22 protein-coding genes and 2 pseudogenes are annotated in these 25,960 nt (G+C 62.9%); 17 read left to right on the top strand and 7 right to left on the bottom strand.

Translation table 11 applies throughout. The features are described from left to right. Positions 1 to 39: 39 nt before the first annotated feature. Positions 40 to 1,392: an HlyD family type I secretion periplasmic adaptor subunit gene (locus G9C89_RS08645; protein ID WP_172147453.1), complete on the top strand. Its 1,353-nt coding sequence runs from the start codon at positions 40 to 42 to the stop codon at positions 1,390 to 1,392. A gap of 222 nt (positions 1,393 to 1,614) precedes the next feature. On the opposite strand, the gene G9C89_RS08640 is transcribed toward G9C89_RS08645, so the two are convergent. The 4 genes and pseudogenes from G9C89_RS08640 to G9C89_RS08630 all read right to left on the bottom strand — a co-directional run bounded on the left by G9C89_RS08640 (position 1,615) and on the right by G9C89_RS08630 (position 5,141). Beyond that, complete coding sequence (locus G9C89_RS08640; protein ID WP_172147452.1) at positions 1,615 to 2,235, bottom strand: tRNA-uridine aminocarboxypropyltransferase; 621 nt, start codon at positions 2,233 to 2,235, stop codon at positions 1,615 to 1,617. Between the two features lie 322 nt (positions 2,236 to 2,557). Continuing rightward, a pseudogene (locus tag G9C89_RS25505) lies at positions 2,558 to 3,526 on the bottom strand (methyl-accepting chemotaxis protein); the annotation flags it as partial. A gap of 324 nt (positions 3,527 to 3,850) precedes the next feature. Continuing rightward, a pseudogene (locus G9C89_RS25500) lies at positions 3,851 to 4,123 on the bottom strand (PAS domain-containing protein); the annotation flags it as partial. A 124-nt stretch (positions 4,124 to 4,247) separates the two neighbouring features. Next, the gene (locus tag G9C89_RS08630; RefSeq protein WP_172147450.1) at positions 4,248 to 5,141 is read right to left on the bottom strand and encodes a LysR family transcriptional regulator; all 894 of its coding nucleotides are present in this window, start codon (positions 5,139 to 5,141) and stop codon (positions 4,248 to 4,250) included. A 253-nt stretch (positions 5,142 to 5,394) separates the two neighbouring features. On the opposite strand from G9C89_RS08630, the gene speB reads away from it, so the two are divergent. From speB to G9C89_RS08610, 4 genes are all read left to right on the top strand, one after another. Then, a complete protein-coding gene (gene speB, locus G9C89_RS08625) occupies positions 5,395 to 6,354 on the top strand; it encodes an agmatinase (RefSeq protein WP_172147449.1) in 960 nt (319 codons plus the stop codon). A 76-nt stretch (positions 6,355 to 6,430) separates the two neighbouring features. Beyond that, positions 6,431 to 7,825: a YjiH family protein gene (locus G9C89_RS08620; RefSeq protein ID WP_172147448.1), complete on the top strand. Its 1,395-nt coding sequence runs from the start codon at positions 6,431 to 6,433 to the stop codon at positions 7,823 to 7,825. 53 nt (positions 7,826 to 7,878) lie between these two features. Beyond that, positions 7,879 to 9,480, top strand: coding sequence for a 5-guanidino-2-oxopentanoate decarboxylase (locus G9C89_RS08615; RefSeq protein WP_172147447.1), 1,602 nt, complete (start codon positions 7,879 to 7,881; stop codon positions 9,478 to 9,480). A 134-nt stretch (positions 9,481 to 9,614) separates the two neighbouring features. Further along, positions 9,615 to 10,349, top strand: a complete 735-nt coding sequence (locus G9C89_RS08610) for an MBL fold metallo-hydrolase (RefSeq protein ID WP_172147446.1) — start codon at positions 9,615 to 9,617, stop codon at positions 10,347 to 10,349. Between the two features lie 97 nt (positions 10,350 to 10,446). On the opposite strand, the gene G9C89_RS25190 is transcribed toward G9C89_RS08610, so the two are convergent. Both G9C89_RS25190 and aceK read right to left on the bottom strand, forming a co-directional pair. Further along, positions 10,447 to 10,581, bottom strand: coding sequence for a PA1414 family protein (locus tag G9C89_RS25190; protein WP_256573147.1), 135 nt, complete (start codon positions 10,579 to 10,581; stop codon positions 10,447 to 10,449). A gap of 173 nt (positions 10,582 to 10,754) precedes the next feature. Then, positions 10,755 to 12,479 (bottom strand): bifunctional isocitrate dehydrogenase kinase/phosphatase, encoded by a 1,725-nt coding sequence (gene aceK / locus G9C89_RS08605; RefSeq protein WP_172147445.1) that lies wholly within the window; start codon positions 12,477 to 12,479, stop codon positions 10,755 to 10,757. Between the two features lie 275 nt (positions 12,480 to 12,754). On the opposite strand from aceK, the gene G9C89_RS08600 reads away from it, so the two are divergent. Then, positions 12,755 to 13,693, top strand: coding sequence for a DMT family transporter (locus G9C89_RS08600; protein WP_172147444.1), 939 nt, complete (start codon positions 12,755 to 12,757; stop codon positions 13,691 to 13,693). A 25-nt stretch (positions 13,694 to 13,718) separates the two neighbouring features. Here the strand turns inward: G9C89_RS08600 and G9C89_RS08595 are convergent, their stop codons facing one another. After that, positions 13,719 to 14,399, bottom strand: a complete 681-nt coding sequence (locus tag G9C89_RS08595) for an alpha/beta family hydrolase (RefSeq protein ID WP_172147443.1) — start codon at positions 14,397 to 14,399, stop codon at positions 13,719 to 13,721. 104 nt (positions 14,400 to 14,503) lie between these two features. Here G9C89_RS08595 and ccoN (G9C89_RS08590) point away from each other — a divergent pair, with 104 nt between their 5' ends. The 11 genes from ccoN (G9C89_RS08590) to G9C89_RS08540 all read left to right on the top strand — a co-directional run bounded on the left by ccoN (G9C89_RS08590) (position 14,504) and on the right by G9C89_RS08540 (position 25,908). Beyond that, entirely contained in the window at positions 14,504 to 15,943 is a 1,440-nt protein-coding gene (gene ccoN / locus G9C89_RS08590) for a cytochrome-c oxidase, cbb3-type subunit I (protein ID WP_172147441.1), read from the top strand. Beyond that, positions 15,943 to 16,551: a cytochrome-c oxidase, cbb3-type subunit II gene (ccoO, locus tag G9C89_RS08585; protein WP_172147439.1), complete on the top strand. Its 609-nt coding sequence runs from the start codon at positions 15,943 to 15,945 to the stop codon at positions 16,549 to 16,551. The genes ccoN (G9C89_RS08590) and ccoO (G9C89_RS08585) overlap by 1 nt, the downstream gene beginning before the upstream one ends. A gap of 18 nt (positions 16,552 to 16,569) precedes the next feature. Further along, positions 16,570 to 16,740 carry a cbb3-type cytochrome oxidase subunit 3 gene (locus G9C89_RS08580; protein ID WP_172147528.1) on the top strand — a complete coding sequence of 57 codons (171 nt, stop codon included), beginning with the start codon at positions 16,570 to 16,572 and terminating at the stop codon, positions 16,738 to 16,740. After that, positions 16,737 to 17,669 (top strand): cytochrome-c oxidase, cbb3-type subunit III, encoded by a 933-nt coding sequence (gene ccoP / locus G9C89_RS08575; RefSeq protein WP_172147428.1) that lies wholly within the window; start codon positions 16,737 to 16,739, stop codon positions 17,667 to 17,669. Before G9C89_RS08580 ends, ccoP (G9C89_RS08575) begins: the two co-directional genes overlap by 4 nt. A 353-nt stretch (positions 17,670 to 18,022) precedes the next feature. Continuing rightward, the gene (gene ccoN, locus G9C89_RS08570) at positions 18,023 to 19,468 is read left to right on the top strand and encodes a cytochrome-c oxidase, cbb3-type subunit I (RefSeq protein ID WP_172147418.1); all 1,446 of its coding nucleotides are present in this window, start codon (positions 18,023 to 18,025) and stop codon (positions 19,466 to 19,468) included. Further along, positions 19,468 to 20,076 carry a cytochrome-c oxidase, cbb3-type subunit II gene (ccoO, locus tag G9C89_RS08565; protein ID WP_172147413.1) on the top strand — a complete coding sequence of 203 codons (609 nt, stop codon included), beginning with the start codon at positions 19,468 to 19,470 and terminating at the stop codon, positions 20,074 to 20,076. Before ccoN (G9C89_RS08570) ends, ccoO (G9C89_RS08565) begins: the two co-directional genes overlap by 1 nt. Before the next feature lie 6 nt (positions 20,077 to 20,082). Then, positions 20,083 to 20,283, top strand: a complete 201-nt coding sequence (locus G9C89_RS08560) for a cbb3-type cytochrome oxidase subunit 3 (protein ID WP_172147411.1) — start codon at positions 20,083 to 20,085, stop codon at positions 20,281 to 20,283. Further along, positions 20,280 to 21,266 (top strand): cytochrome-c oxidase, cbb3-type subunit III, encoded by a 987-nt coding sequence (ccoP, locus tag G9C89_RS08555; RefSeq protein WP_172147410.1) that lies wholly within the window; start codon positions 20,280 to 20,282, stop codon positions 21,264 to 21,266. The genes G9C89_RS08560 and ccoP (G9C89_RS08555) overlap by 4 nt, the downstream gene beginning before the upstream one ends. A gap of 137 nt (positions 21,267 to 21,403) precedes the next feature. After that, a complete protein-coding gene (ccoG, locus tag G9C89_RS08550; protein WP_172147409.1) occupies positions 21,404 to 22,810 on the top strand; it encodes a cytochrome c oxidase accessory protein CcoG in 1,407 nt (468 codons plus the stop codon). 14 nt (positions 22,811 to 22,824) lie between these two features. After that, positions 22,825 to 23,331, top strand: coding sequence for a FixH family protein (locus G9C89_RS08545; RefSeq protein WP_172147408.1), 507 nt, complete (start codon positions 22,825 to 22,827; stop codon positions 23,329 to 23,331). A 168-nt stretch (positions 23,332 to 23,499) separates the two neighbouring features. Then, positions 23,500 to 25,908, top strand: a complete 2,409-nt coding sequence (locus G9C89_RS08540; protein WP_172147407.1) for a heavy metal translocating P-type ATPase — start codon at positions 23,500 to 23,502, stop codon at positions 25,906 to 25,908. Positions 25,909 to 25,960: the final 52 nt, after the last annotated feature.

The following is a 25,960-nucleotide window of genomic DNA, read 5'->3' as shown; positions in this document are numbered from 1 at the left end:
CGCCCCTCCACGACTCACTCGCCTATCTGGAGCCGAACCATGCTGCATAAGCTCTGGATTTACGTTGCCGGCATCGGCCGCAGCAAGCAGGACACCGAGTACATGCCGGAGCTCGAAGGCGCGATACTCGAAAACTCACCCAGGATCGCCCGCTTTACCGTGTGGATCGCCGGCCTGCTGTTGATCGTGGCGCTGACCTGGGCCAACTATGCGGTACTGGAGGAGGTCACCACCGGCGAAGGCAAGGCGATCCCCTCCAGCAAGATCCAGACGATCCAGAACCTGGAAGGCGGCATAGTCGCGGAAATCTTCGTGCGCGAGGGCCAGGTGGTGAACAAGGGCGACACCCTGTTGCGCCTGGACAGCACCCGGTTTCGCTCCAACCAGGAGGAATCGGAGGTCGACCGCCTGGCCTTGCTCGCGCAGATAGAACGCTTGACTGCCGAGGCCGAGGGCAAACCGCTGGCGTTGTCGCAGGAGATCATCCAGCAAGCGCCGCAACTGGCGGAGGATGAGCGCGCGCTCTATGAATCGCGCCAGCAACGCTTGCACAGCGAGCAGCGCACCCTGCGCGAGCAGTTGATTCAGAAGCAACAGGAACAAGCCGAGTTCCGCTCCAAGCAGCAGCAGTACCGTTCCAGCCTGGCGCTGATCCAGCAGGAATTGAACATGTCCACGCCACTGGTAGCGGCCGGGGCGATCTCCGCCGTGGAGGTGCTGCGCCTGCGTCGCAGCATCGTCGAGGTCCGTGGCGCCCTGGATGCCACCACCCTGGCCCTGCCACGGGCGGAGGCCGCCGCCAACGAGATGCAAAGCCGGATCGAGCAATCCGAGCTGGCGTTCCGCGCTGAGGCCTTCAAGGACCTCAACGAAGCGCGCACCCAATGGCAGAAAATCACCGCCTCAAGTGTTGCGATCCAGGACCGGGTCAGCCGCACCACGGTGATATCCCCGGTCAAGGGCATCATCAAACAGCTGAAGATCAACACCATCGGCGGCGTCGTCCAGCCGGGCAGCGACATGCTGGAAATCGTGCCGCTGGAAGACAACCTGCTGATCGAAGCCCGGGTACGCCCCCAGGATGTGGCCTTCCTGCATCCGGGGCAGAAAGCCATGGTCAAGTTCAACGCCTACGACTACACCATCTATGGCGGACTCAAAGCCAACCTGGAATTGATCAGCGCCGACACCATAGTCGACAAGGACGGCCGCAGCTTCTATCTGATCCAGGTCCGCACCGACAAGAATCACCTGGGCAGCGACGCGCACCCCCTGCTGATCATCCCCGGCATGGTCGCTACCGTGGGCATCATCACCGGCGAAAAAAGCGTGCTGGACTACCTGCTCAAACCAGTGCTCAAGGCCCGCAGCGAGGCGTTGCGCGAGCGCTAGAAGTGACTCGTGGAGAGCCGCAAGCAGCGCTTTTGTAGTCGGCTAAGGCTGTAGGAGCCAGTTTGCTGCGGTCCGGCGTCTCGGCGATATTCGCGGATCGCCAGCAAGCTGGCTCCTACGAGAACCTGTAGGCGTCAATCCACTGATTAAGACTGAGAGCTTGTGAAAAAACTCTCGCCTACTGCGGCCGCCTCCAAACGCCCGTTGCGGCGCTCGATTTTTTCACAACCTCTGAGACTGTGCGCTATCACTGTGGTTGCGCAGGTAGGTCTGCTCGCCCATGGCGGCGATCTGCCCGTCGATCAGGGCTTCGAACGGCTTGAGCAGCGCCTCGAATTGCGCCGGTGCCTCCAGGATATCCAGCGCACAGACAACCGCCTCGATAGTCGACAAAGCCCCCGGCATCGGCGCCTTGCGCAAGCGATAACGCGACTGCAGTCCGGGCGCGAGCGTGACCCGCGGCAACGCCGCCAGCAGCGGATTGCAATGCAGCAGTTTGCGCGCCTTGCGCCAGGTGCCATCGGGCACTACCAACAGCGCCGGCAACTCGTCCAGTTGCGCCGCGAACTGCGCCAAGGGTTGCGCCTCTTCCCCGGGAAACAGCAAACAGGCCCGATAACCGGGCTGCGCCAACAGCGCCGGCAAGTCCTCGAACCGCTCGCCAACGCGCAGCTCGGCGTTGCTCAAACCCAGCGCCGCCAAACGCGCGGTATTCAGCGCATGCCTGACCTCGCTCGGGTGCTGCAGAATCAGCAGCCGGGTGCGGCTCGGCAACTGCGGGATCAGCGCACATAAACAGCGGTCTAGCGGGCGGCAACAGCGCGGGCAATGGGGGCGTGACATCGGCATCTCCTTGGCCCAACAGTTTGCCACACGCCCGACCTCACGCCACTTGCCCGGGCATATCAAAAGGTGATTTGCGCGATGCCAGCGTGCTCAATGAAGTAGTCACCAGAGTCAAACGATCTCCTTGCCGCGATGCTATTCACCTAAGGGATTGCAGCCGTTCTGGGGCAGTGTCCTACACGTAACCCGGGTGCAAGCCGTGGCAGGGTGCCGGCGCGAGGTTTCACCGGATTTCATCCGGGCTACAAAAATGCTGCTCACCTGGCCTCTATGAACAGAATTGCCTGACTGCCGACCCTTACAGATGAGCAGCCTGCTGTTAGCGATTGAACCGCTCGGCCAGGCTGTGCAGGTAGTCAGCCATCTGCTCCAACTCCTTGCCGACGGTTGCACCCTGATGCGCCTGCCCGGCGCTCTGGTCGGACAGTTGGGCAATCCGGGTGATCTGCCGGCTGATGTCTTCTGCGACGTGGCTTTGCTCCTCGGAGGCGGTGGCCATCTGCTGACTCATGCCGGAGATACGGCTGACCGACGCGCTGATGCCATCCAGCGCCGAACGCACCGCTTCGACGCTCTGTACACTCGCGCGCGAGATCTCCTCGCCCCTGCCGGCGGTAACCACCGCCCGTTCGGCACCGGCTCGCAGGGAAGCAATGATCTGGTGAATTTGCTCGGTCGACTCGCGAGTACGCGCGGCCAGTGCCCGCACCTCGTCGGCTACCACGGCGAAACCACGCCCCTGTTCACCCGCACGCGCCGCTTCGATGGCGGCATTGAGCGCGAGCAGGTTGGTCTGTTCGGCAATCGAGGTGATCACATCGGCCACACTGCCGATCGACTGGGTCGAGCTGGCCAGGTCATTTACCGCTTGGCCGATATCGACCACCGACTTGGCCATATGCTGCATCGACAGCAGGCTGTCTGCGGCCAGTTGCAGGCCTTGCTTGGCCAGCCCATCGGCTTCTTCGGCCGCATGGGAGGTGTTCTGCACGTTGTGCGTGACCTCCTGAATGGTCGCGGCCATCTGGTTGATCGCGGTGGCCGACTGGTCGGCCTCGCTGCGCTGCTGATCGAGCATCTCGGCGCCGGAACGCGACAGCTGCGCCGATTGCGCCGCATGTTTCTTGACGTTGATGCCGGCATCTTCCAGGCGGGTAAGCGCCGTCTGCAGGCGCGCCTCTTCACTGATCATCGCCATATCCAGCAGAGCCTGGGCGCCACGGTTGTCGCTATAGGTCAAGGCCACCAGGCTGCTGGTGAAGGCTTTGGGGTGTTCGGCCAGGGTTTGCTGAATCGACTGGCGACTGCTGGACAGCTGATAGACGCCCAAGGCAAACAGGGTTGCCGCAATGAAGGCCAGCAACCAGGGGCCTTCGACCAGCCAATGCGCCCCCAGAATCGCCAGACCAGCGAGAATCAGTGGCCAGGAGCGGACCAGGCCATAAGTCCAGGATTCGAGCGCCGGGATCGCTGGCTTGCCGGCCCTCAACCTTGCATAGAGCGCCTCGGCCCGGCGCTTCTGCGCCTCGCTGGGCAAGGTGCGAACCGACTCGTAGCCGGACATCCGACCGCCTTCATAAATCGGCGTGACATAGGCGCTTACCCAGTAGAAGTCACCGTTTTTCGCACGGTTCTTGACTATGCCCATCCAGGGTTTGCCCTGCTTGATGGTTTCCCACATATGGGCAAATACCGTTGGCGGCATATCGGGGTGGCGCACCTGGTTGTGCGGCTTGCCGATCAGCTCTTCCCGGGTGAAACCGCTGATGGCGACGAAAGCATCGTTGCAATAGGTGACGTTGCTGTTGAGGTCGGTGGTTGAAATCAGTCGTTCGTGTGCGGCGAAGGTTCTTTCCCGCTGTGTCACCGGAAGATTCTGGCGCATCGCATGCAATCCCTGTCGTTGATAAATTCAGTCTGCCCACACTCATAACGCTTAGGTCTAGCACAGTGAAAGCAACATGCCACCGCGACATTAAGCAAAATCGGCTCCGGCGCCAGGCCCTGCCTCAGCGAGCGCTGAGTTGCGCCTTCAGCAAGTCCCTGAAGGTCTGGATCAATGGCTCGCGCGAGCGTCCACGGCGCAGGATCAGGGAAAACGGCGCCTGATAACCGAAGGTCGCCGGCAGCAATACACGCAAGCGGCCCTGCTCCACCCAGGGCTGGGCGTAGTGTTCCGGCAGGTAGCCAATATAGGCGCCGGACAGCACCAGGATCAGCTGCGCTTCCATCGACTCCACCGTCGCTGCGCTGTGCTTGAAACCATGCCGCGCCAGTTCGGCCTGGCTCCAGTAGCCGCGACCGACCATGCGTTGCTGGGCGATCACCTCCTCGGGGATGCGCCGCTCGCCGAACAGCGAATGGCGCTCGCTGCAGTACAACCAGTGCTGCTCGCGGTACAGCGGTTGGTAGACCAGGCCGTTCATCCGCGTGGAGAAGGCGCCGATGGCCAGGTCCAGGCGGTTGTCCAGCACCGCCAGTTGCAACTCGTAGGGGCTCATCACCGACAGGTGCAGGTGCACGGCCGGGTGTTCCTGGCTGTAGGCGCCGATCACCTCGGCCAGCGGCAGGGCCGGATCGCTGACGGTCGAATCCAGCACACCGAGGTTCAGCGTGCCGCGCAACTCGCCCTTGAGCGCCGCTGAGTAGCGCTCGAAACCTTCCAGCTCACCGAGCAGGCGCAGGCATTCCTGGTGGAACAGTTCGCCCTTGCTGGTCAGGCTGAAACCGCCGCGTCCGCGATGGCAGAGGCTCAGGCCGAGCTGGCCTTCCAGTTGGCTCATATAGGTGCTGATCGCCGAGGTCGACAGGTTCAGCTCCTGCTGCGCCGCGGCGAAACCCTGGTGACGCACCACACTGACGAAAATGCGCAGCAGTTTCAGGTCGGGCAGGGTACTGGTCATGGCGTTCTCGTCGGCTATTGCAAAAATCGATGGTGCGCACGGCGCACCCTACGGCGGCGGCCGACACCGCGTAGGGTGCGCGGGGCCGCCTAGGCCGCGCGCACCAGAGACATCTGGCGCAATGTAGACCAGAGCCTCTTAGTTTAGAAATCTCTGAACTAAGTTTTTGCCCATAGCGATTTTTCTCCACGGCGCCTTGCCCAACAATCCGGGCCAACGACTAGTACAACCACAACAACCGTGAGGCCTTCCCATGGACAAGATTCTGCACCAGCCCCTGGGCGGCAATGAGATGCCCCGTTTCGGCGGCATAGCCACCATGATGCGCCTGCCACATATCCAGACGTCCGCCGAGCAGCGCGAGCTCGATGTCGGCTTCATCGGCGTACCACTCGACATCGGCACCTCGCTGCGTTCCGGCACCCGCTTCGGCCCGCGTGAAATCCGCGCCCAGTCGGTGATGATCCGCCCTTACAACATGGCCACCGGCGCCGCCCCCTTCGACTCGCTGAACGTGGCCGACATCGGCGATGTGCCGATCAATACCTTCAACATGCTGGAGGCGGTACGCATCATCGAGGCGTTCTACGACAACGTCCTCGAACACGGGATCATCCCGCTGACCCTTGGCGGCGACCACACCATCACCCTGCCGATCCTGCGCGCGTTGAAGAAGAAGCATGGCGAGGTCGGCCTGGTGCATATCGACGCCCATGCCGATGTCAACGATCATATGTTCGGCGAGAAAATCGCCCACGGCACCACCTTCCGCCGCGCCGTCGAGGAAGACCTGCTCGACTGCGACCGCGTGGTGCAGATAGGCCTGCGCGCCCAGGGCTACACCGCCGAGGACTTCAACTGGAGCCGCAAGCAGGGCTTCCGGGTGGTCCAGGCCGAGGAGTGCTGGCACAAGTCCCTGGCCCCGCTGATGGCGGAGGTGCGCGCCAAGGTCGACGGCGGCCCGGTCTACCTGTCGTTCGACATCGACGGTATCGACCCGGCCTGGGCGCCGGGCACCGGCACTCCGGAAATCGGCGGCCTGACCACCATCCAGGCGATCGAGATCATTCGCGGTTGCCAGGGCCTGCAGCTGATCGGCGGCGACCTGGTCGAGGTCTCGCCGCCCTACGACACCAGCGGCAACACCTCGTTGCTCGGGGCCAATCTGCTCTACGAAATGCTCTGCGTATTGCCGGGTGTCCAGCACCGCTGAAGCGGACCCGGCTTTTTTACTGAACGGGCACCGCGTGCGGTGCCCGCGCACTACAACAATAAAATAGGGTGCCAAGATGAACTCTGAACAAGCCATGCCCCTGCTGGACGACCAACCGCCGGCGGATAAATCCTACAACCTGCGCCAGCTGCTGATCTTCCTGATCCCCTCGCTGCTCGGCGTCCTGTTGTTTCTCACCCCGATCGTCTACGACGGCAAGGTCACCATCGGCCTCGGCGTGATGGCCGATGCCCTGAAAACCTCGCTGAGTGCCTGGCTGCCGGCCATCGCCACCGGCCTGCTGCTGTTCTCCGCTGCCCTCGGCCTGCTCGGCTCGGCCCTCAAGCCGCGCTGGCTCACCCAGCGCCACGCGCTCAACGAGCTGTTCAACCTGCCCCCATTCTGGCTTGGCCTGCGCCTGCTCGGCGCTGTCTTTGCGACCATGACCTTCTGGCAGTTCGGCCCGGAGTGGATCTGGAACGCCAACACCGGCGGCGTGGTATTGAAAGACCTGGCCCCGGTGCTGATCACCTTCTTCCTGGTGGCCGGGCTGATCCTGCCGCTGCTCACCGACTTCGGCCTGATGGAGTTCTGCGGCACCCTGGTGCGCAATGTGTTCCGCAAGGTCTTCGGCCTGCCCGGTCGCTCGGCCATCGACGCCATCGCCTCCTGGCTCGGCTCCGGCACCGTCGGCGTGCTGATCACCGCCCAGCAGTACCAGAAGGGTTTCTACAGCGCCCGGGAAGCGGCGGTGATCGCCACCAATTTTTCCGTCGCCTCGATCGCCTTCAGCCTGCTGATCACCAATTTCATGAACCTCGACCATCTGTTCGTGCCCTTCTACCTGACGGTGGTGGTGGCCGGCCTGGCCGCCGCCATCATCACCCCGCGCATCCCGCCGCTGTCGTGGAAGAAGGACGACTACATGCCCGGCGTCGGCAAGCAGATCAAGGAAGACGTCCCTACTGGCAGCTCGCTGCTGCGCTGGGGCGTGCTGCAGGCGGTCAACCGTGCCAACAACAACCCTTCGCCGGCGCAGATGCTCAAGGTCGGCGTGCATAACGTGGTGGATATCTGGCTCGGCCTGCTGCCGCTGGTGATGGCGATCGGCACCGTTTCCCTGGCGATTGCCGAGTACACACCGATCTTCAACTGGCTGTCCTACCCCATAGTGCCGCTGCTGGAACTGCTGCAACTGCCGGAAGCCGCCAAGGCCGCGCCGGCCATGCTGGTGGGCTTCGCCGACATGTTCCTGCCGGCGGTGCTGGGCAAGGGCATCGAGAGCGAGCTGACCCGCTTCGTGGTGGCCTGCGTGTCACTGACCCAGTTGATCTACATGTCGGAAGTCGGCGTGCTGATCATCAAGGCCAAGCTGCCGCTGAACCTGCTCGAACTGTTCGCGATCTTTATCATCCGCACCCTGATCACCCTGCCGATCATTGCGCTGATGGCGCACTGGATCGTCGGCTGAAAGGCTGCGACAAAACCTCGCGCTCCTACAACGACAGCACAGGACTCGATGACATGACCACCTGCGGCGAATTTCTCGTCAAACAGCTCGAAGCCTGGGGCGTCGACACCGTGTTCGGCATTCCCGGCGTACACACCGTCGAGCTCTATCGCGGCCTGCCGCACAGCGGCATCCGCCACATCACCCCGCGTCACGAGCAGGGTGCCGGCTTCATGGCCGACGGCTATGCCCGCGTCTCGGGCAGGCCGGGGGTGTGCTTCATCATCACCGGGCCGGGCATGACCAATATCCTCACCGCCATGGCCCAGGCCTATGCCGACTCGATCCCGATGCTGGTGATTTCCAGCGTCAACCAGCGTAATCGCCTCGGCCTGGGCAAGGGCTATCTGCACGAACTGCCTAACCAGCGCGCACTGACCGCTGGCGTCACTGCCTTCAGCCATACCCTGATGAGCGTCGAGGAGCTGCCCGGCGTGCTGGCCCGCGCCTTCGCCGTGTTCGAGGGCGAACGGCCGCGCCCGGTGCACATCGAACTGCCGCTGGACATCATCACCGCGCCGGCCGCGCACATGCAGCTGGCGCCACGGCCGAGCATCCAGCGCCCGTCGCCCAATCGCGCGCTGATCCGCGAAGCGGCGGCCATGCTGAAGAATGCCAAGCGCCCGCTGCTGCTGCTCGGTGGCGGCTGTGTCAGCGCGCAAGCCGAGGCCCGTGCCCTGGCCGTGGCCCTGGATGCGCCTACCGCCCTGACCATCAATGCCAAGGGGCTGCTGCCACCGAATCACCCGCTGTTGCTCGGCAGCAACCAGTCGCTGCTGCCGGTGCGCCAGTTGGCCCTGCAGGCCGACGTGGTGCTGGCGATCGGCACCGAGCTGGGCGAGACCGACTACGACGTGGTGTTCGACGGCAACTTCCAGCTGGGCGGCCAACTGATCCGCATCGACATCGATTCCCAGCAGCTACAGCGCAACTTCACCCCGAGCCTGGCGATCCAGGGCGATGCGCGCCTGGCCATGCGCATGCTGATGGCCGAGCTGAATCCCGCCGAGCTACGCGCCAGCAGCTCCGGCGCCCTGCGCACCGCCGCCGTGCAGGCGCAGTTGGCCGAGGACTTCAGCGGCTGGGCGCATTATCGCCAGCTGTTCGACACGCTACTGGAAACGCTGCCCGAGGCGCGTTTCGTCGGCGACTCGACCCAGACCGTGTACAGCGGCAACCACCTGGTCGAGCTGGACGGCGCGCGGCGCTGGTTCAACGCCTCCACCGGCTACGGCACCCTGGGTTACGGCCTGCCGGCGGCGATCGGCGCCAAACTGGCCGAACCGGGCCGACCAGTGATCAGCCTGATGGGCGACGGCGGCATCCAGTTCACCTTGCCGGAGCTGGCCAGCGCGGTGGAAGCAGGGGTCGGCATCATCGTGCTGCTGTGGAACAACAGCGGCTACGGCGAGATCAAGCGTTATATGCAGAAACGCGACATCACCCCGCTCGGCGTGGACATCTACACCCCGGACTTTATCGCCCTGGCCCGCGGCTTTGGCTGCATGGCCGAGCGCGCCCGCGACCACGCGCACCTGGCCGAGCTGCTGCGCAGCGCCCCGATGGATCGGCCGCTGCTGATCGAAATCCTGGAGGCACCACCGTTCCACCCGTGAACGCACGACCTCAGGGCGTACCCGAGGGCGTAACTGGCAGTGCTGCGCCGCTGGGTGCTGGTACCGCGGACGCAGATGGCCTGATACTTAGGTGGGCCTCAGCCCACCAGTACGCGCCACACGGAGCATCCAGGATGAAAATCGTCAGCCGCGACAGCTGGTTCGAGGTGCGTCACCTGCAGGATGGCGTCGCACTGATCCACGAGCCCTACATACGGCCCTTCTACCGCTGCAACCTGTGGCATGTGCGAGGACGTGACCGGGACGCATTGATCGACTCCGGCTCCGGCCTGGTCAGCCTGCGCGAGCAATTGCCCTGGCTCACCGAGCGGCCATTGCTGGCGGTGGCCAGTCATACCCACTTCGACCATATCGCCCGCCATCACGAGTTCGCCGAACGCCTGGTGCATCCCGCCGAAGCGGAAATCCTCGCCGCGCCGACCGGAACCAATACCCTGGCCAGGGACTTCGTCGGCGACGACATGTTCGAGGCGCATCCGGATTGCCCGCTGTGCTACGCCGAGTACCGGGTCAGGGCTGCGCCCGCAACGCGATTGATCGAGGACGGTGATGTGCTGGAGTTGGGCGACCGGGTATTGCAGGTGCTGCATACCCCGGGTCATTCACCCGGCGGGATCAGCCTGTGGGAGGCGGCGACGCAGACGTTGTTTTCCGGCGACATCCTCTACGACGGGCCGCTGGTTGAGAATATCTATCACTCGAATCTGCAGGGTTACGCGAAGAGCCTCGCGCGGCTTCGCCAACTACCGGTACGCACCGTACATGGCGGGCACTTCCCGAGCTTTTCCGGTGAACGCATGCGCGAGTTGATCGCAGGGTGGTTCACCGACCACCCACAACTGACTTAGCTTGGCTGTGGACCAGCTCAATGTGTGCTGCCGATGAATGGCGGTTGCCGGTCAATGCGCTGGGTGAGCTAAAGCCCATCCTTGGCAACCTGACATATCAGCGGCGTCGGCGCGGCGCTTGAGGGCGGCGCTGGTCGTCATCACGCACCGGCACAGGTTGCAGTTTCGGCCGATCAAGCAAACCCAGGGCAACCAGCAGGTCGTGTAAGGCGTTATGCAACTTGGCGATCATGGCATTCCCTCCTGCCAAGGACTTCGACAAGGCGCTCGAGAGCACCTTCTGTCAGAGTAGATTAACCCAGCGCACTTGCAGACGCTTGATGCAAATCAAACAGCCCTGAACATGACCGGCTGTCGGCCAAGGCACGCAACCAGTGGCAGCGGCCTCGTTGACCCGGGCCAGCCCTACTCGACCTGCTCGGTTCTACGTCGGTACGGAAACACGTCGATCACCTTACCGGCGCGAATCGCGTCCTGCAGGCTTTTCCAGTAATCGGCGTCATACAGTTCACCGTGCAATTGGCTGAACAAGCGACGCTGCTTCATATCGGCGAACAGGAAAGGCGGGAACTCCTCGGGAAATACGTCCAGCGGCGCCACGGAATACCAGGGCTCGGAGGCCATCTCATCCTCCGGGTAGCGCGGCGGCGGGATATGCCGGAAATTGACCTCGGTAAGGAAGCAGATTTCGTCGTAATCGTAGAACACCACCCGGCCGTGGCGGGTGACGCCAAAGTTCTTCAGCAGCATGTCGCCGGGGAAGATATTGGCGGCGGCCAACTGCTTGATCGCCAGGCCGTAATCGTCGAGCGCTTCGCGCACCTGGGCTTCGCTGGCATTTTCGACATACAGGTTCAGCGGAGTCATACGCCGCTCGGTCCAGCAGTGACGCACCAGCACGGTATCGCCGTCGACCTCGACGGTCGACGGCGCCACCTCCAGCAACTCGGCCAGACACTGCGGCTCGAACTTGCTGAGCGGGAAGCGGAAATCGGCGAACTCCTGGGTATCGGCCATGCGACCGACCCGGTCGACGGCTTTTACCAAGCGGTATTTCTCGATCACAGTGGCGCGATCGACGTTCTTCGACGGCGCGAAACGATCCTTGATGATCTTGAACACGGTATTGAAGCCGGTCAGGGTGAATACGCTCATGACCATGCCGCGCACCCCGGGCGCCATGACGAACTTGTCGTCGGTGCTGGCCAGGTGATTGATCAGGGCGCGGTAGAACTCCGACTTGCCCTGCTTGTAGAAGCCGATCGAGGTGTACAGCTCGGCGACATGCTTGCCCGGCAGGATGCGTTTGAGAAAGCCGACGAACTCCGCCGGGTAGCCGACCCGCACCATGAAATAGGAACGGGTGAAGGAGAAGATGATCGACACCTCCGCTTCATCGGTAATCAGCGTATCGATCTGGATCCCCTGACCTTCCCGGTGCAGAAACGGAATCACCAGCGGCCATTGTTCGTCACAGGTATTGATCCGCCCGACCAGATAAGCACCCTTGTTGCGATACAGCCGCGAGGAGAACAGCTCGATGCTCAGTTCCGGATCCTTGCACACCCAGTCCGGCAGGTTTTCGCGCATCTGCTTGACCAGGCGCTGCAGATCTCGCTCGGAGTTTTCGTAAGCCACTTCGAACCGGTAGTCCTCGAAGATCTGCCGCAGCGCCCGTTCGATATTGCCCTGGGGGTGATAAACCCGGGTTAGCGGCTCTGGGGTATTGGCGCGTAGCGCCGGACGCGTGGTGTGAATGAACATGCAGCCATCGTTGATCTGATCATGGCTGAACAGCCCGCAGAAGATCGAGTTGAACCAGGTTTCCGCCAGCTCGTCGTCGCAACGCACGTCGATCAAGGTGATGTAGGCCGACTTGACCAGCGGCCACTGCGCCACATCCAGCAGCACCTCGGACGGATAGGCCGCATGCAGGCGCTGACTGACTTCGCTGACGAATTCTTCATAAAGGGCGATCCGGGCGGCCGCGGCGCGCTGGATTTCCTGCCACTGCGCCTGCTCGAAGCGCACCCGGGCCCCGTTGGTGATCTGACGGAACTGCTCACGATAATCGTCGAAACCGTCAAGAATAAGCGTGGCGATAGCGCTGGCGGGCCATTGCTGCGGCATGGGTAAACCCCTAGTGACAAATGAAGCGACTTGTACGGACTGCCGAGCTTAGCCAGTGGTGACACCGAGGAAAAGCCGGCAAAGGTCGCAAACTGCGAAACATTGGCGTTCGTGCCAATTGAAAGACTCTGCACCCGTTAACTGTTGCGAGCCCTACAAGGTCGCGGTCTGGATCAACAGTGAACGGATACCTGGCCATTTAAAAGCCACTTTCGCATTGCCTTGCCCGGCATGCCCGGCAACACTGCTCGCCCCGAATCGATTTGGAGTGGCTCGTGCGCCTCGCCGACCTGTTGCGCCTGTTGGTGCTCGCCGCCATCTGGGGCGCGAGCTTTCTGTTCATGCGCATCATTGCCCCCGTGCTCGGCAGCATGCCGACCGCCTTTTTTCGCGCCAGCCTGGGCGCCCTCGGCCTGCTCGCGATTCTGCTGATCATGCGGGTGCAGTGGGACTTTCGCGGCAAGCTCAAGCAATGCCTGGTGCTTGGCGTGATCAATGCGGGCCTGCCATCGGCCATGTATTGCCTGGCGGCGCTGGTGCTGCCAGCCGGTTACTCGGCGATTTTCAACGCCACCACGCCGATGATGGGCGTGTTGATCGGCATGCTGTTCTTCGCCGAGGCGCTGACGTTGAGCAAGGCCGCGGGGGTGGCGCTGGGCTTGTTTGGTGTCGCCGTGTTGACCCGGACCGGTCCAGTCGAAGTTGATCAGCAACTGCTGCTCGGCGCCGCTGCCTGCCTGATCGCCACCACCTGCTATGGTTTTGCCGGCTTTCTCACCCGGCGCTGGATCGGCCAACAAGGCGGCCTGGACAATCGCCTGACCGCGTTCAGCAGCCTCTGCGGTGCCAGCCTGTTCCTCCTGCCCCTGTTCGCCGGCAGCTTGATCGGGCAACCGCCAGCCAGCTGGGGCGGCCTCGAGGTGTGGCTGTCCCTGGCCGGTCTGGGGCTCATCTGCACGGCCTTCGCCTACGTGTTGTACTTCCGCCTGCTGACCGATATCGGCCCGATCAAGGCATCGACCACCACCTTCCTGATCCCGCCGTTCGGCGTGTTGTGGGGCGCCCTGCTCCTCGATGAACCGCTGTCCTGGGCCTACCTGTATGGCGGTGTCTTGATCGCCATCGCCCTGTGGCTGGTAGTCCGACCGGGCACGGCTGCGAAAGCGCCCGACGCAGCCATTCAAGAACCCGCCAGGCTTGACCGTCGCCCCTGATCAACTGCCAGCCTGGCTGGCGCCCTTAGCGCACCAGAAACCCTGCCAGCGCATCCGCCGCGGCCTGCATATGCTGTTCGTGACTGAAGCCTGAGCGCTTGAGCGGTTTGAGGTCGTGGTCACCACTCGCCAGCCAGTGCAGCGTTATCGCCGTGGACAATTGATAACCGGCCACCGTCTGCCGGTCGCCCAGGGCGTCGCGTTCGCCCTGGACGATCAGGGTCGGCGTGTGCAGTTCGGCCAGGTGCGCGATGCGGGGCTTGTCCGGTTTGCCAACGGCATAGAACGGATAACCCAGGCAGACCAGCGCCGCGGCGCCCAGTTCGTCGGCGAGCAAGCTGGCCATGCGTCCGCCCATCGACTTGCCGCCGATGGCCAGCGGCCCTGCGACTTGTTGGCGCACCTGGGCATACACCCCGCGCCACGTTTCCAGCAGTTTGGCCTGTGGATTTGGGGGGCGTTTCTTGCCATCCAGGCGACGTGCGGCCATGTAGTCGAACTCGAAGCGCAGCACCGAAACCCCGCGTGCGGCCAGCATTTCCGCCATCTGCGTCATGAATTCGCTGTCCATTGGCGCGCCGGCGCCATGGGCGAATACCAAGGTGGCTTGCGTCGCCGCGACAGGCCGATTCCACAGCCACTCGTCTCGCCCCGGCGGCTGTGCGCATTGACCCGGGTCAATACCGGCACTTTGCCCTTTGCCCATGCTTACCTCGCTTTAGAAGTCCTTCGGCCTGCGTCACCGCTCACGCTCGCGCGAGGCCAACTGTTTTGAATGATCTGCCCATAACCGTGGATGGAAACCCAGACATGAACACTACAATCAGTTCCGCCTACAACTACAAGGTGGTGCGCCAGTTCGCCATCATGACGGTGGTGTGGGGCATAGTCGGGATGGCGGTCGGCGTACTGATCGCCTCGCAACTAGCCTGGCCCGCGCTCAACTTCGACCTACCCTGGACCAGCTTCGGTCGCCTGCGCCCGTTGCACACCAACGCAGTGATCTTCGCCTTCGGCGGTTGTGCGCTGTTTGCCACCAGCTACTACGCGGTGCAACGCACCTCCCAGGCTACCCTGTTCGCGCCCAAGCTGGCGGCCTTCACCTTCTGGGGTTGGCAGGCGGTAATCCTGCTGGCGGCCATCAGTCTGCCGCTTGGCTACACCAGCTCCAAGGAATACGCGGAACTGGAATGGCCGATCGACATTCTGATCACCCTGGTCTGGGTCAGCTATGCCATCGTGTTTTTCGGCACGATCATGAAACGCAAGGTCAGCCACATCTATGTGGGCAACTGGTTCTTCGGCGGTTTCATCCTCACCGTGGCCATCCTGCACCTGGTCAACAACATGGCCATTCCGGTGACCTTGACCAAGTCCTACTCGGCCTATGCCGGGGCGACCGATGCGATGATCCAGTGGTGGTACGGGCACAACGCGGTGGGCTTCTTCCTGACCGCCGGCTTCCTCGGCATGATGTACTACTTCGTGCCCAAGCAGGCCCAGCGTCCGGTGTATTCCTATCGCCTGTCGATCGTGCACTTCTGGGCGCTGATTGCCGTGTACATCTGGGCCGGCCCGCACCACCTGCACTACACCGCGCTGCCGGACTGGGCCCAGAGCCTGGGCATGGTGATGTCGCTGATTCTGCTGGCACCGAGTTGGGGCGGCATGATCAACGGCATGATGACCCTCTCGGGCGCCTGGCATAAGTTGCGCACCGACCCGATCCTGCGCTTCTTGGTGGTGTCCCTGGCCTTCTATGGCATGTCCACCTTCGAAGGCCCGATGATGGCGATCAAGACCGTCAACGCGCTCTCGCACTACACCGACTGGACCATCGGCCACGTCCATGCCGGCGCCCTCGGCTGGGTGGCCATGGTCTCGATCGGTTCGCTCTATCACTTGATTCCCAAGGTTTTCGGCCGCGCCGAGATGCACAGCATCGGCCTGATCAACGTGCATTTCTGGCTGGCCACCATCGGCACCGTGCTCTATATCGCCTCGATGTGGGTCAACGGCATCGCCCAGGGCCTGATGTGGCGTGCAGTCAACGAAGACGGCACCCTCACCTACTCCTTCGTCGAAGCCTTGGAAGCCAGCCACCCCGGCTTTCTGGTGCGGCTGATTGGCGGCGCGATCTTCTTCAGCGGCATGCTGGTGATGGCCTGGAACGTCTGGCAGACCGTGCGTCATGCCAAGGCCGCCGAACTGGAAGCCGCTGCACAGTATTCGGTTGAAGGAGCCCACTGATGAGACACGAAATACTCGAGAAGAATATCGGCCTGATGGCCCTGATGATGGTGCTCGCCGTCAGCATCGGCGGCCTGACCCAGATCGTCCCGCTGTTCTTCCAAGACGTCACCAATGAGCCGGTGGCCGGCCTCAAGCCCTACACCGCACTGCAACTGGAAGGCCGCGACATCTACATCCGCGAAGGCTGCGTCGGCTGCCATTCGCAGATGATCCGCCCGTTCCGTGCCGAAACCGAGCGTTACGGCCACTACTCGGTCGCCGGTGAAAGCGTCTACGACCACCCCTTCCTCTGGGGTTCCAAGCGCACCGGGCCGGATCTGGCCCGGGTCGGCGGCCGCTACTCGGACGAGTGGCACCGTGCCCACCTGTACAACCCGCGCAACGTGGTGCCGGAATCGAAGATGCCGTCCTACCCGTGGCTGGTGGACAACACCCTGGATGGCAAGGACACCGCCGCCAAGTTCAAGGCGCTGCGCACGGTTGGCGTGCCTTACAGCGACGAGGACATCGCCGGCGCCGCCGAGGCGGTCAAGGGCAAAAGCGAGATGGATGCCATGGTCGCCTACCTGCAAGTGCTCGGCACTGCCGTCAAGAACAAGAGGTAGGCCATGTCATTCGCAACCATTGATATCGGCACTATTCGCGGCATAGGTACGGCACTGGTACTGCTGTCCTTCGTCTGCGTGACGCTCTGGGCTTACAGCAGCAAGCGTCGCGCCGCGTTCGACGAGGCCGCGCTGCTGCCTTTTGCCGATGAACCCATGTCTGCTGCATCGAGGAGCAACACCCCATGAGTACCTTCTGGAGCTGGTATGTAACCCTGCTGACCGTTGGCACCCTGCTCGCCCTGTTCTGGCTGATTTTCGCGACCCGCAAGAGCGAAACGCACAAGAGCGAGACCGAGCAGACCATGGGTCACTCCTTCGATGGCATCGAGGAATATGACAATCCCCTGCCCAAGTGGTGGTTCATGTTGTTCATCGGCACGCTAATCTTTTCCGTCGGCTACCTGGTGCTCTACCCCGGCCTGGGTAACTGGAAAGGTGTGCTGCCGGGCTACGAAGATGGCTGGACCCAGGTTGCCCAGTGGCAACGCGAAGTGGATCAGGCCGATGAGCTGTACGGACCGATCTTCGCCAAATATGCGGCCATGCCCCTGGAAGAGGTGGCTAAAGACCCGCAGGCGCTGAAAATGGGCGGCCGCATGTTCGCCACCTACTGCTCGGTTTGCCATGGCTCCGATGCCAAGGGTGCGGCGGGCTTCCCCAACCTGACCGACAACCATTGGCGCTGGGGCGGCGAGCCTGCCGCGATCAAGGCCAGCATCCTCAATGGCCGCATGGGCATGATGCCGGCGTGGGGCCAGGCGATTGGCGAGGAAGGCGTGCAACAGGTGGCGGCTTACGTGCGCCATGATCTGGCCGGCCTGCCACTGCCTGCCGACAAGTCCTTCGACCTGCAGCAGGGTGCGCAGATATTCGCCAGCAATTGCCAGGCCTGCCACGGTGCAGAAGGCAAAGGCATGGCCATGCTCGGCGCGCCCGACCTGACCAAGTCCGCCGGCTGGATCTACGGCAGCAGCCTGGTGCAGATGCAGCAGACCATCCGCCACGGCCGTAACGGTCAGATGCCGGCCCAGGAGCAGTACCTGGGTAACGACAAGGTGCACCTGCTGGCCGCCTATGTGCTGAGCCTGAGCCAGGGGCAACAGCGAGCCGAGTAACCCTTTACGCAAGATTGGCGACAGCGTGCTGTCGCCAACCCCTCTACCAACCCGCCTCCTGCCAACCCGCCGCAGGTGCGACGCAACGTCGCATCAACTCGCTACGGCTTGGTCATTTCTTGATTTGAGTTAAGCTTGCCAGCAGTCGCCAGCCGCCATAACTCGGGGCAAGACCCTCTTCGCGCTGCTTTTCCAGTTGTCGACAAGACGCTGCAGAGCACCCGCGAAACCCTTGCCGAAAGCCCTTGAAGGCACGACCCGATGGGTCTGCAGCGTTGCAATGGCTACCTGCCTTCTCCATACTTGCCGCCGATTTTTGCCCCTATGAAAATCCATTAACCGTGGAACCCAGCATGAGCACAGCAATCAGTCAGACTGCTTATAACTACAAGGTGGTACGCCAATTCGCCGTGATGACGGTGATTTGGGGAGTCATTGGCATGCTTCTAGGTGTGTTCATTGCCGCACAACTGGTGTGGCCGGAACTCAACCTGGGAATGGAATGGACGAGCTTCGGCCGTCTGCGCCCCTTGCACACCAACGCGGTGATCTTCGCCTTCGGCGGATGCGCACTGATGGCCACGTCATTCTATGTGGTGCAACGCACCAGTCAGGCTCGCCTGATCTCCGACGGCCTGGCCGCTTTCGTCTTCTGGGGCTGGCAGGCAGTGATCGTGCTGGCCGTCATCACCCTGCCGCTGGGTTACACCAGCACCAAGGAATACGCCGAGCTGGAATGGCCGATCGATGTGCTGATCACCATTGTCTGGGTCGCTTACGCGGTGGTGTTCTTCGGTACCGTGGTCAAGCGCAAGACCAAGCACATCTATGTGGGCAACTGGTTCTACGGCGCGTTCATCCTGGTCACCGCAATGCTGCACATCGTCAACAGCGCCGCCATGCCGGTGAGCCTGTTCAAGTCGTACTCGATGTACTCCGGCGCGACCGACGCGATGATCCAGTGGTGGTACGGCCACAACGCCGTGGGCTTCTTCCTGACCACCGGCTTCCTCGGGATGATGTACTACTTCGTGCCCAAGCAGGCCGAGCGTCCGATCTACTCCTATCGCCTGTCGATCGTGCACTTCTGGGCGCTGATCACCCTGTACATCTGGGCCGGTCCGCACCACCTGCACTACACCGCGCTGCCGGACTGGGCGCAATCGCTGGGCATGGCGATGTCGCTGATTCTGCTGGCGCCGAGCTGGGGCGGCATGATCAACGGCATGATGAGCCTGTCGGGCGCCTGGCATAAGCTGCGCACCGACCCGATCCTGCGCTTTCTGGTGGTATCGCTGGCCTTCTACGGCATGTCCACCTTCGAAGGCCCGATGATGGCGATCAAGACCGTCAACGCGCTCTCGCACTACACCGACTGGACCATCGGCCACGTACACGCCGGCGCTCTGGGCTGGGTAGCGATGATCTCGATCGGCTCGCTCTATCACCTGATCCCGAAAGTCTACGGTCGCGAGCAGATGCACAGCATCGCGCTGATCAACCTGCACTTCTGGCTGGCCACTATCGGCACCGTGCTCTACATCGCTTCGATGTGGGTCAACGGCATCACCCAGGGCCTGATGTGGCGCGCAGTCAACGAAGACGGCACCCTCACCTACTCCTTCGTCGAAGCACTGGAAGCCAGCCACCCTGGTTTCGTGGTGCGCATGATCGGCGGCATGTTCTTCGTCACCGGCATGCTGTTGATGGCATACAACACCTACCGCACCGTGCGTGCCGCCAAGCCGGCTGAATACGATGCGGCTGCGCAGTACACAGCGGCGGGGAGCGCTCACTGATGAAACACGAAATCATCGAGAAGAATATCGGCTTGATGGCGCTGCTGATGGTGCTCGCCGTCAGCATCGGCGGCCTGACCCAGATCGTCCCCCTGTTTTTCCAGGACGTCACCAATGAGCCGGTGGAGGGCCTCAAGCCCTACACCGCGCTACAACTGGAAGGCCGTGACATTTACATCAAGAACGGCTGCGTCGGCTGCCACTCGCAGATGATCCGGCCGTTCCGCGCCGAAACCGAGCGCTATGGCCACTACTCGGTCGCTGGCGAAAGCGTCTACGACCACCCGTTCCTCTGGGGTTCCAAGCGTACCGGTCCGGATCTGGCCCGGGTCGGCGGCCGCTACTCGGACGAGTGGCAGCGTGCGCACCTGTACAACCCGCGCAACGTGGTGCCCGAGTCGAAAATGCCGGCCTATCCCTGGCTGGTCGAGAACAAGCTCGACGGCAAGGACACCGCGAAGAAGCTTGAAGTCATGCGCGGCTTTGGCATTCCGTACACCGATGAAGACATCGCCGGGGCCAAGGATGCAGTGAAGGGCAAGACCGAAATGGACGCGCTGGTCGCGTACCTGCAGGTTCTCGGCACCTCAATCAAGAACAAACGGTAACGCAACATGCCTTCTTTTCTTACGGACGTCGGGACCATTCGCGGCATAGGCACAGCAGTGGTGTTCATCGCTTTTATCAGCGTTGTGCTCTGGGCCTATAGCAGCAAGCGTAAATCGAACTTCGACGAAGCAGCCAACCTGCCCTTCGCTGACGATCCCAAACCCAGTGAGCGTGACGAGAAATCTTCCAGGAGCAATAACCAATGACCACGTTCTGGAGTTGGTACGTAACAATCCTCTCCCTAGGCACCATCTTCGCATTGACCTGGCTGATCTTTGGCACTCGCAAGGGCCAACGCCAGGAAGCCACCGAAGAGACCGTCGGCCATAGCTTCGATGGCATCGAGGAATACGACAATCCACTGCCCAAGTGGTGGTTCATGCTGTTCCTCGCCACCATCATTTTCGCCCTGGGTTACCTGGTGCTCTATCCGGGCCTGGGTAACTTCAAAGGTCTGCTGCCCGGCTACGAGCACCTCGACAACGAGGCCAAGACACCTTTCGCCACCGATATCCAAGTCAGTGACGGCGTGCGCAATGCAGGCTGGACCGGCGTGCATCAGTGGGAAAAGGAAATGGCCAAGGCTGACGGGCAATACGGGCCGATCTTCGCCAAATATGCCGCCATGCCAATCGAACAGGTTGCCCAGGACGAGCAAGCACTGAAGATGGGCGGTCGCCTGTTCGCGTCCAACTGTTCGGTGTGCCATGGCTCCGACGCCAAGGGGGCCTATGGCTTCCCCAACCTCACCGACACTGACTGGCTGCACGGCGGCGAAGCGGAAACCATCAAGACCACCATCATGGGCGGTCGCCAGGGCATGATGCCCGCACAACTGGCCGCACTTGGCGAAGAAGGCATCCGCAATGTCGCCGGTTACGTGCGCAGCCTGTCGGGCCTGAAAAACCCGGAAGGTATCCAGGTAGACGTTGCCGCAGGTCAAAACATCTTCGCCGCCAATTGTGCAGTCTGTCATGGTGCTGACGCCAAGGGGCAACAGGCCATGGGCGCGCCGAACCTGACCGACCGAACCTGGCTCTATGGCTCCAGCTTCGCTCAGGTTCAGCAGACCCTGCGCTATGGTCGCAACGGCAAGATGCCTGCCCAGGAAGACTTCCTCGGCAATGACAAGGTGCACTTGTTGGCGGCTTATGTGTACAGCCTGTCGCAACAACCCGAGGAGAAGTGATTCTCCACCTGAGTTGAGCGCGACCTCCGGTCGCACCCAACCCGCGCAAGCCAGGCGTACCATAGCGTAATAGCGAGAATGACCCCGGCCGGCAAGTATCGGCCGGGGCAGCCAATCAACCGCCGTGGTACACACTGATGAACACGCAAATCCCCGTTAAAGACGTCACCCCGGCCAAGGTCGAAACCGTCGATCTCTACGCCAATCGCGAAAAAATCTATACCCGCTCTTTCACCGGCATCTTCCGCAATCTGCGCATGCTCGGCGGCGCCCTGCTGTTCATCCTCTATTTCGGCACTGTCTGGCTCACCTGGAATGGCCGCCAGGCCGTCTGGTGGAACCTGCCAGAGCGCAAATTCCATATCCTCAGCGCCACCTACTGGCCCCAGGATTTCGTCCTGCTGTCGGCCGTATTGATCATCGCTGCCTTCGGCCTGTTCTTCATCACCGTCTATGCCGGGCGCGTCTGGTGCGGTTACACCTGCCCGCAGAGCGTATTCACCTGGGTGTTCATGTGGGCGGAAAAGGTCACCGAAGGCGACCGCAACCAGCGCATGAAACTCGACAAAGCGCCAATGACCGCGCAGAAGTTCCTGCGCAAGCTGGCCAAGCACAGCATCTGGATCGGCGTTTCCCTGCTCACGGCCATCACCTTCGTCGGCTACTTCACGCCGATCCGCGAGCTGATCAGCGAACTCTTCACCCTGCAGGCCAGCGGCTGGGCGGCTTTCTGGGTCGGTTTCTTCACCGTGGCCACCTATGGCAACGCCGGCTACCTGCGTGAACAGGTGTGCATCTATATGTGCCCCTATGCACGCTTCCAGAGCGTGATGTTCGACCAGGACACCCTGATCGTCTCCTACGACCCACGCCGCGGCGAGCTGCGCGGCCCGCGCAAACGCGATGCCGACTACAAGGCCGAAGGTCTGGGCGACTGCATCGATTGCAAGATGTGCGTGCACGTCTGCCCGACCGGCATCGACATCCGCGACGGCCTGCAGATCGAGTGCATCGGCTGCGCGGCCTGCATCGATGCCTGCGACAGCATCATGGAGAAGATGAACTACCCGAAAGGGCTGATCAGCTACACCACCGAACACAACCTGTCGGGACAGAAAACCCACCTGGTCCGTCCGCGCCTGATCGGCTACGCCATCGCCCTGCTGGCCATGATGGCGGTCTTCGCCTGGGCCGTGGCCAGCCGCTCACTGGTCGAACTGGACGTGCTCAAGGATCGCGTGCTCTACCGCGAGAACGAGGAAGGCCGGATCGAGAACGTCTACACCCTGAAGATCATGAACAAGGCCCAGCAACCGGTCACGTACCTGATCGAAGCCGATGGCCTCGATGGCCTGGTCTACGAAGGCAAGCGTGAAATCAAGGCTCTCGCCGGTGAAGTGCTGGCGCTGCCGGTCGAACTGTCGATCGACCCGGAAAAACTGCCGTCCAGCACCAATGAAATCATGTTCCGCATCCGCTCCGCGGACGATGAGAGCATCCATAACGACGCCGCCAGCCGCTTTATCGGTCCGAGCGTCCGCTGATCAAAAGGCCAAGCATGTCTGACGAAGCACCGATCAAACCCTGGTTCAAGCAGTTCTGGCCCTGGTTCCTCATTGCCCTGCTGGGTTACTCGGTCGTGCAAGGGTTGGCCCTGCTGACCATTGCCACGCGCAATCCGCCGGGTTTGATCTCCGATGACTATTACGATGTCGGCAAAGGCATCAACCAGTCGCTGGAGCGCGAATCCCTGGCCGTGCAACTGCAACTGCGCGCCACCCTCGACCTCGACGACGCGAGCGGCGTGGCCAGATTGCAGTTGCAAGGCAATAGCGGCCCGGCGCAACTGGTGCTGAACCTGATCTCGCCAACCCAGCCGGAGCGTGACCGCCGCATCGTCCTGCAGCCGCAAGGCCAAGGCCTGTACCACGGGCAGATGCAGGATGTGGTGCAGGGCCGGCGCTTCGTCGAACTGATCGGCCAGGAAGGTGGCAAGGACTGGCGTCTGTTCGAGGAAGAAACCCTGGAAAGCGGCAAGACCATCCGACTGGGGGATGCCCAGTAGTGCACTGTTGCTACGATAGTGATGCTGGCGAAAGGATTCGGAACACAGAGCGTAGGAGCCAGCTTGCTGGCGATTTCCGGCGCCTGTCGGCGGATCGCCAGCAAGCTGGCTCCTACATACCCGGTCAAACATCCTGCGACCAAGTGCCCGACCCAAGTTTGCGCCCCCATGGCTAGCCCAACCCCCTGTTACCACTGTGGCCTGCCGGTTCCTGCCGGCAGCCGCTTTCACGCCCAGGTGCTGGGTGAGACTCGCGCCATGTGCTGCCCGGGCTGCCAGGCGGTGGCCGAGGCCATAGTCGCCGGCGGGCTGGAGCACTACTACAAGCACCGCAGCGAAAGCGCCGCCAACCCGCAAAGCCTGCCGCAGGCCCTGCCCGATGAGCTGGCGCTGTATGACCGCGCCGACGTGCAGCAGCCGTTTGTCGAACAGCACGGCGAGCTGAGCGAAACCTGCCTGCTGATCGAAGGCATCAGCTGCGCCGCCTGCGGCTGGCTGATCGAGAAGCACCTGCGCGATGTGCCGGGTATTGCCGAGGCCCACCTCAACCTGTCCAACCACCGCCTGCAGGTGCGCTGGGCCGACAGTCAGCTGCCGCTCAGCCAGTTGCTCAAGGAGCTGCGCAAGATCGGCTATGCCGCGCACCCCTGGCAGGCCGATGCCGCCGCCGAGCAGTTGCAGCGGGAAAACCGCCGGGCCATGCGCGAACTGGGTGTGGCCGGCATGCTGTGGATGCAGGTGATGATGGCGACCATGGCCACCTGGCCGGAATTCAACATCGACCTCAGCCCCGAGCTGGACAGGATCCTGCGCTGGGTCAGCCTGTTCCTCACCACGCCGATCGTCTTCTACTGCTGCGGCCAGTTCTTCCGCGGCGCCCTGCGCGATCTGCGCACCCGCCACCTGACCATGGACGTCTCGGTATCACTGGCCATCGGCGGCGCCTACGTCGCCGGCATCTGGTCGACCATCAGCGGCCAGGGCGAGTTGTATTTCGACGCCGTGGGCATGTTCGCCCTGTTCCTGCTCACCGGCCGTTACCTGGAACGCCGCGCACGCGAGCGCACGGCGGCGGCTACCGCGCAGCTTGTGCAACTATTGCCAGCCTCCTGCCTGCGCCTGGATGGCGACGGCCACAGCCAGCGGATCCTGCTCAGCGAACTGCGCGCAGGCGAGCATGTGCTGGTGCCGCCCGGCGCCCTGCTGCCGGCCGATGGGCGCATTCTCAGCGGTCAGTCGAGTGTCGATGAATCGCTGCTGACCGGCGAATACCTGCCACAACCACGCGGCGTCGGCGACAGCGTGACCGCCGGCACCCTCAACGTCGAAGGGCCGCTGACCGTCGAAGTGCAGGCGCTTGGCGATGCCACCCGACTGTCGGCCATCGTCCGCCTGCTCGAGCGCGCGCAGAGCGAGAAGCCACGCCTGGCGGAGATCGCCGACCAGGTGGCGCAGTGGTTCCTGCTGATCGTGCTGGTAGTGGCCGCCGTGGTCGGCCTGGCCTGGTTGCAGATCGATTCCTCGCGCGCCTTCTGGATCGTGCTGGCCCTGCTGGTCGCCACCTGCCCCTGCGCCCTGGCCCTGGCCACCCCGACGGCGCTGACCGCCGCCACCGGCAGCCTGCACAAACTCGGCCTGCTGCTGACCCGCGGTCATGTGCTGGAAGGCCTCAATCAGATCGATACGGTGATCTTCGACAAGACCGGCACCCTGACCGAGGGCCGCCTGACCCTGAGCGCCATCCACCCGCTCGGCGAGCTGGACAGCGATGCCTGCCTGGCCCTGGCCGCCGCCCTGGAGAATCGTTCGGAACACCCGATCGCCCGCGCCTTTGGCCGCGCCGCCCAGGCCGCCGAGCAGGTCGACAGTATTCCCGGGCTGGGTTTGCAGGGCCTGGTCGAAGGGCGCCAACTGCGTATTGGTCAGCCCGCCTTCGTCAGCCAGTTGAGTGGCCAGGCCGCGCCGGCGATCCCCGGCGCACAGGGCCAGTGGTTGCTGCTCGGCGACAGCCGGGGCCCGCTGGCCTGGTTCGTCCTCGACGACCGCCTGCGCGATGACGCCCCCACCCTGCTCGCCGCCTGTCGCGCGCGCGGTTGGCAGGTGCTGCTGCTCTCGGGCGACAACTCGCCGATGGTCGGCGAAGTGGCGCGCCAACTGGGCATCGAAGACGCCCGTGGCGGCATGACCCCGGACGCCAAACTGGCGGAGCTGCACAAATTGCATGCACAGGGCCGCCGCGTGTTGATGCTCGGTGACGGGGTCAACGACGTGCCGGTGCTGGCCGGCGCTGATATCAGCGTGGCCATGGGCAGCGCCACCGACCTGGCGAAAACCAGCGCCGATGCAGTGCTGTTGTCCAACCGCCTGAGCAGCCTGGTACAGGCCTTCAGCCTGGCCCGGCGCACCCGTCGGATCATCATCGAGAACCTGGTCTGGGCCAGCCTGTACAATGGACTGGTGCTGCCGTTCGCCGCCATTGGCTGGATCACGCCGATCTGGGCCGCGCTGGGCATGTCGCTCAGCTCGCTGCTGGTGGTACTCAATGCCCTGCGCCTGACCCGCAGCCCCAATCCGTAGGTTGGCGCGGCGGAACCAAGCCCAACCTACCCCGCTTTTTTTGGCCCCGGAG

This window comes from Pseudomonas tumuqii (genome assembly GCF_013184545.1).
Lineage (GTDB): Bacteria > Pseudomonadota > Gammaproteobacteria > Pseudomonadales > Pseudomonadaceae > Aquipseudomonas > Aquipseudomonas tumuqii.
This window is presented reverse-complemented; position numbering and strand designations above follow the sequence as displayed.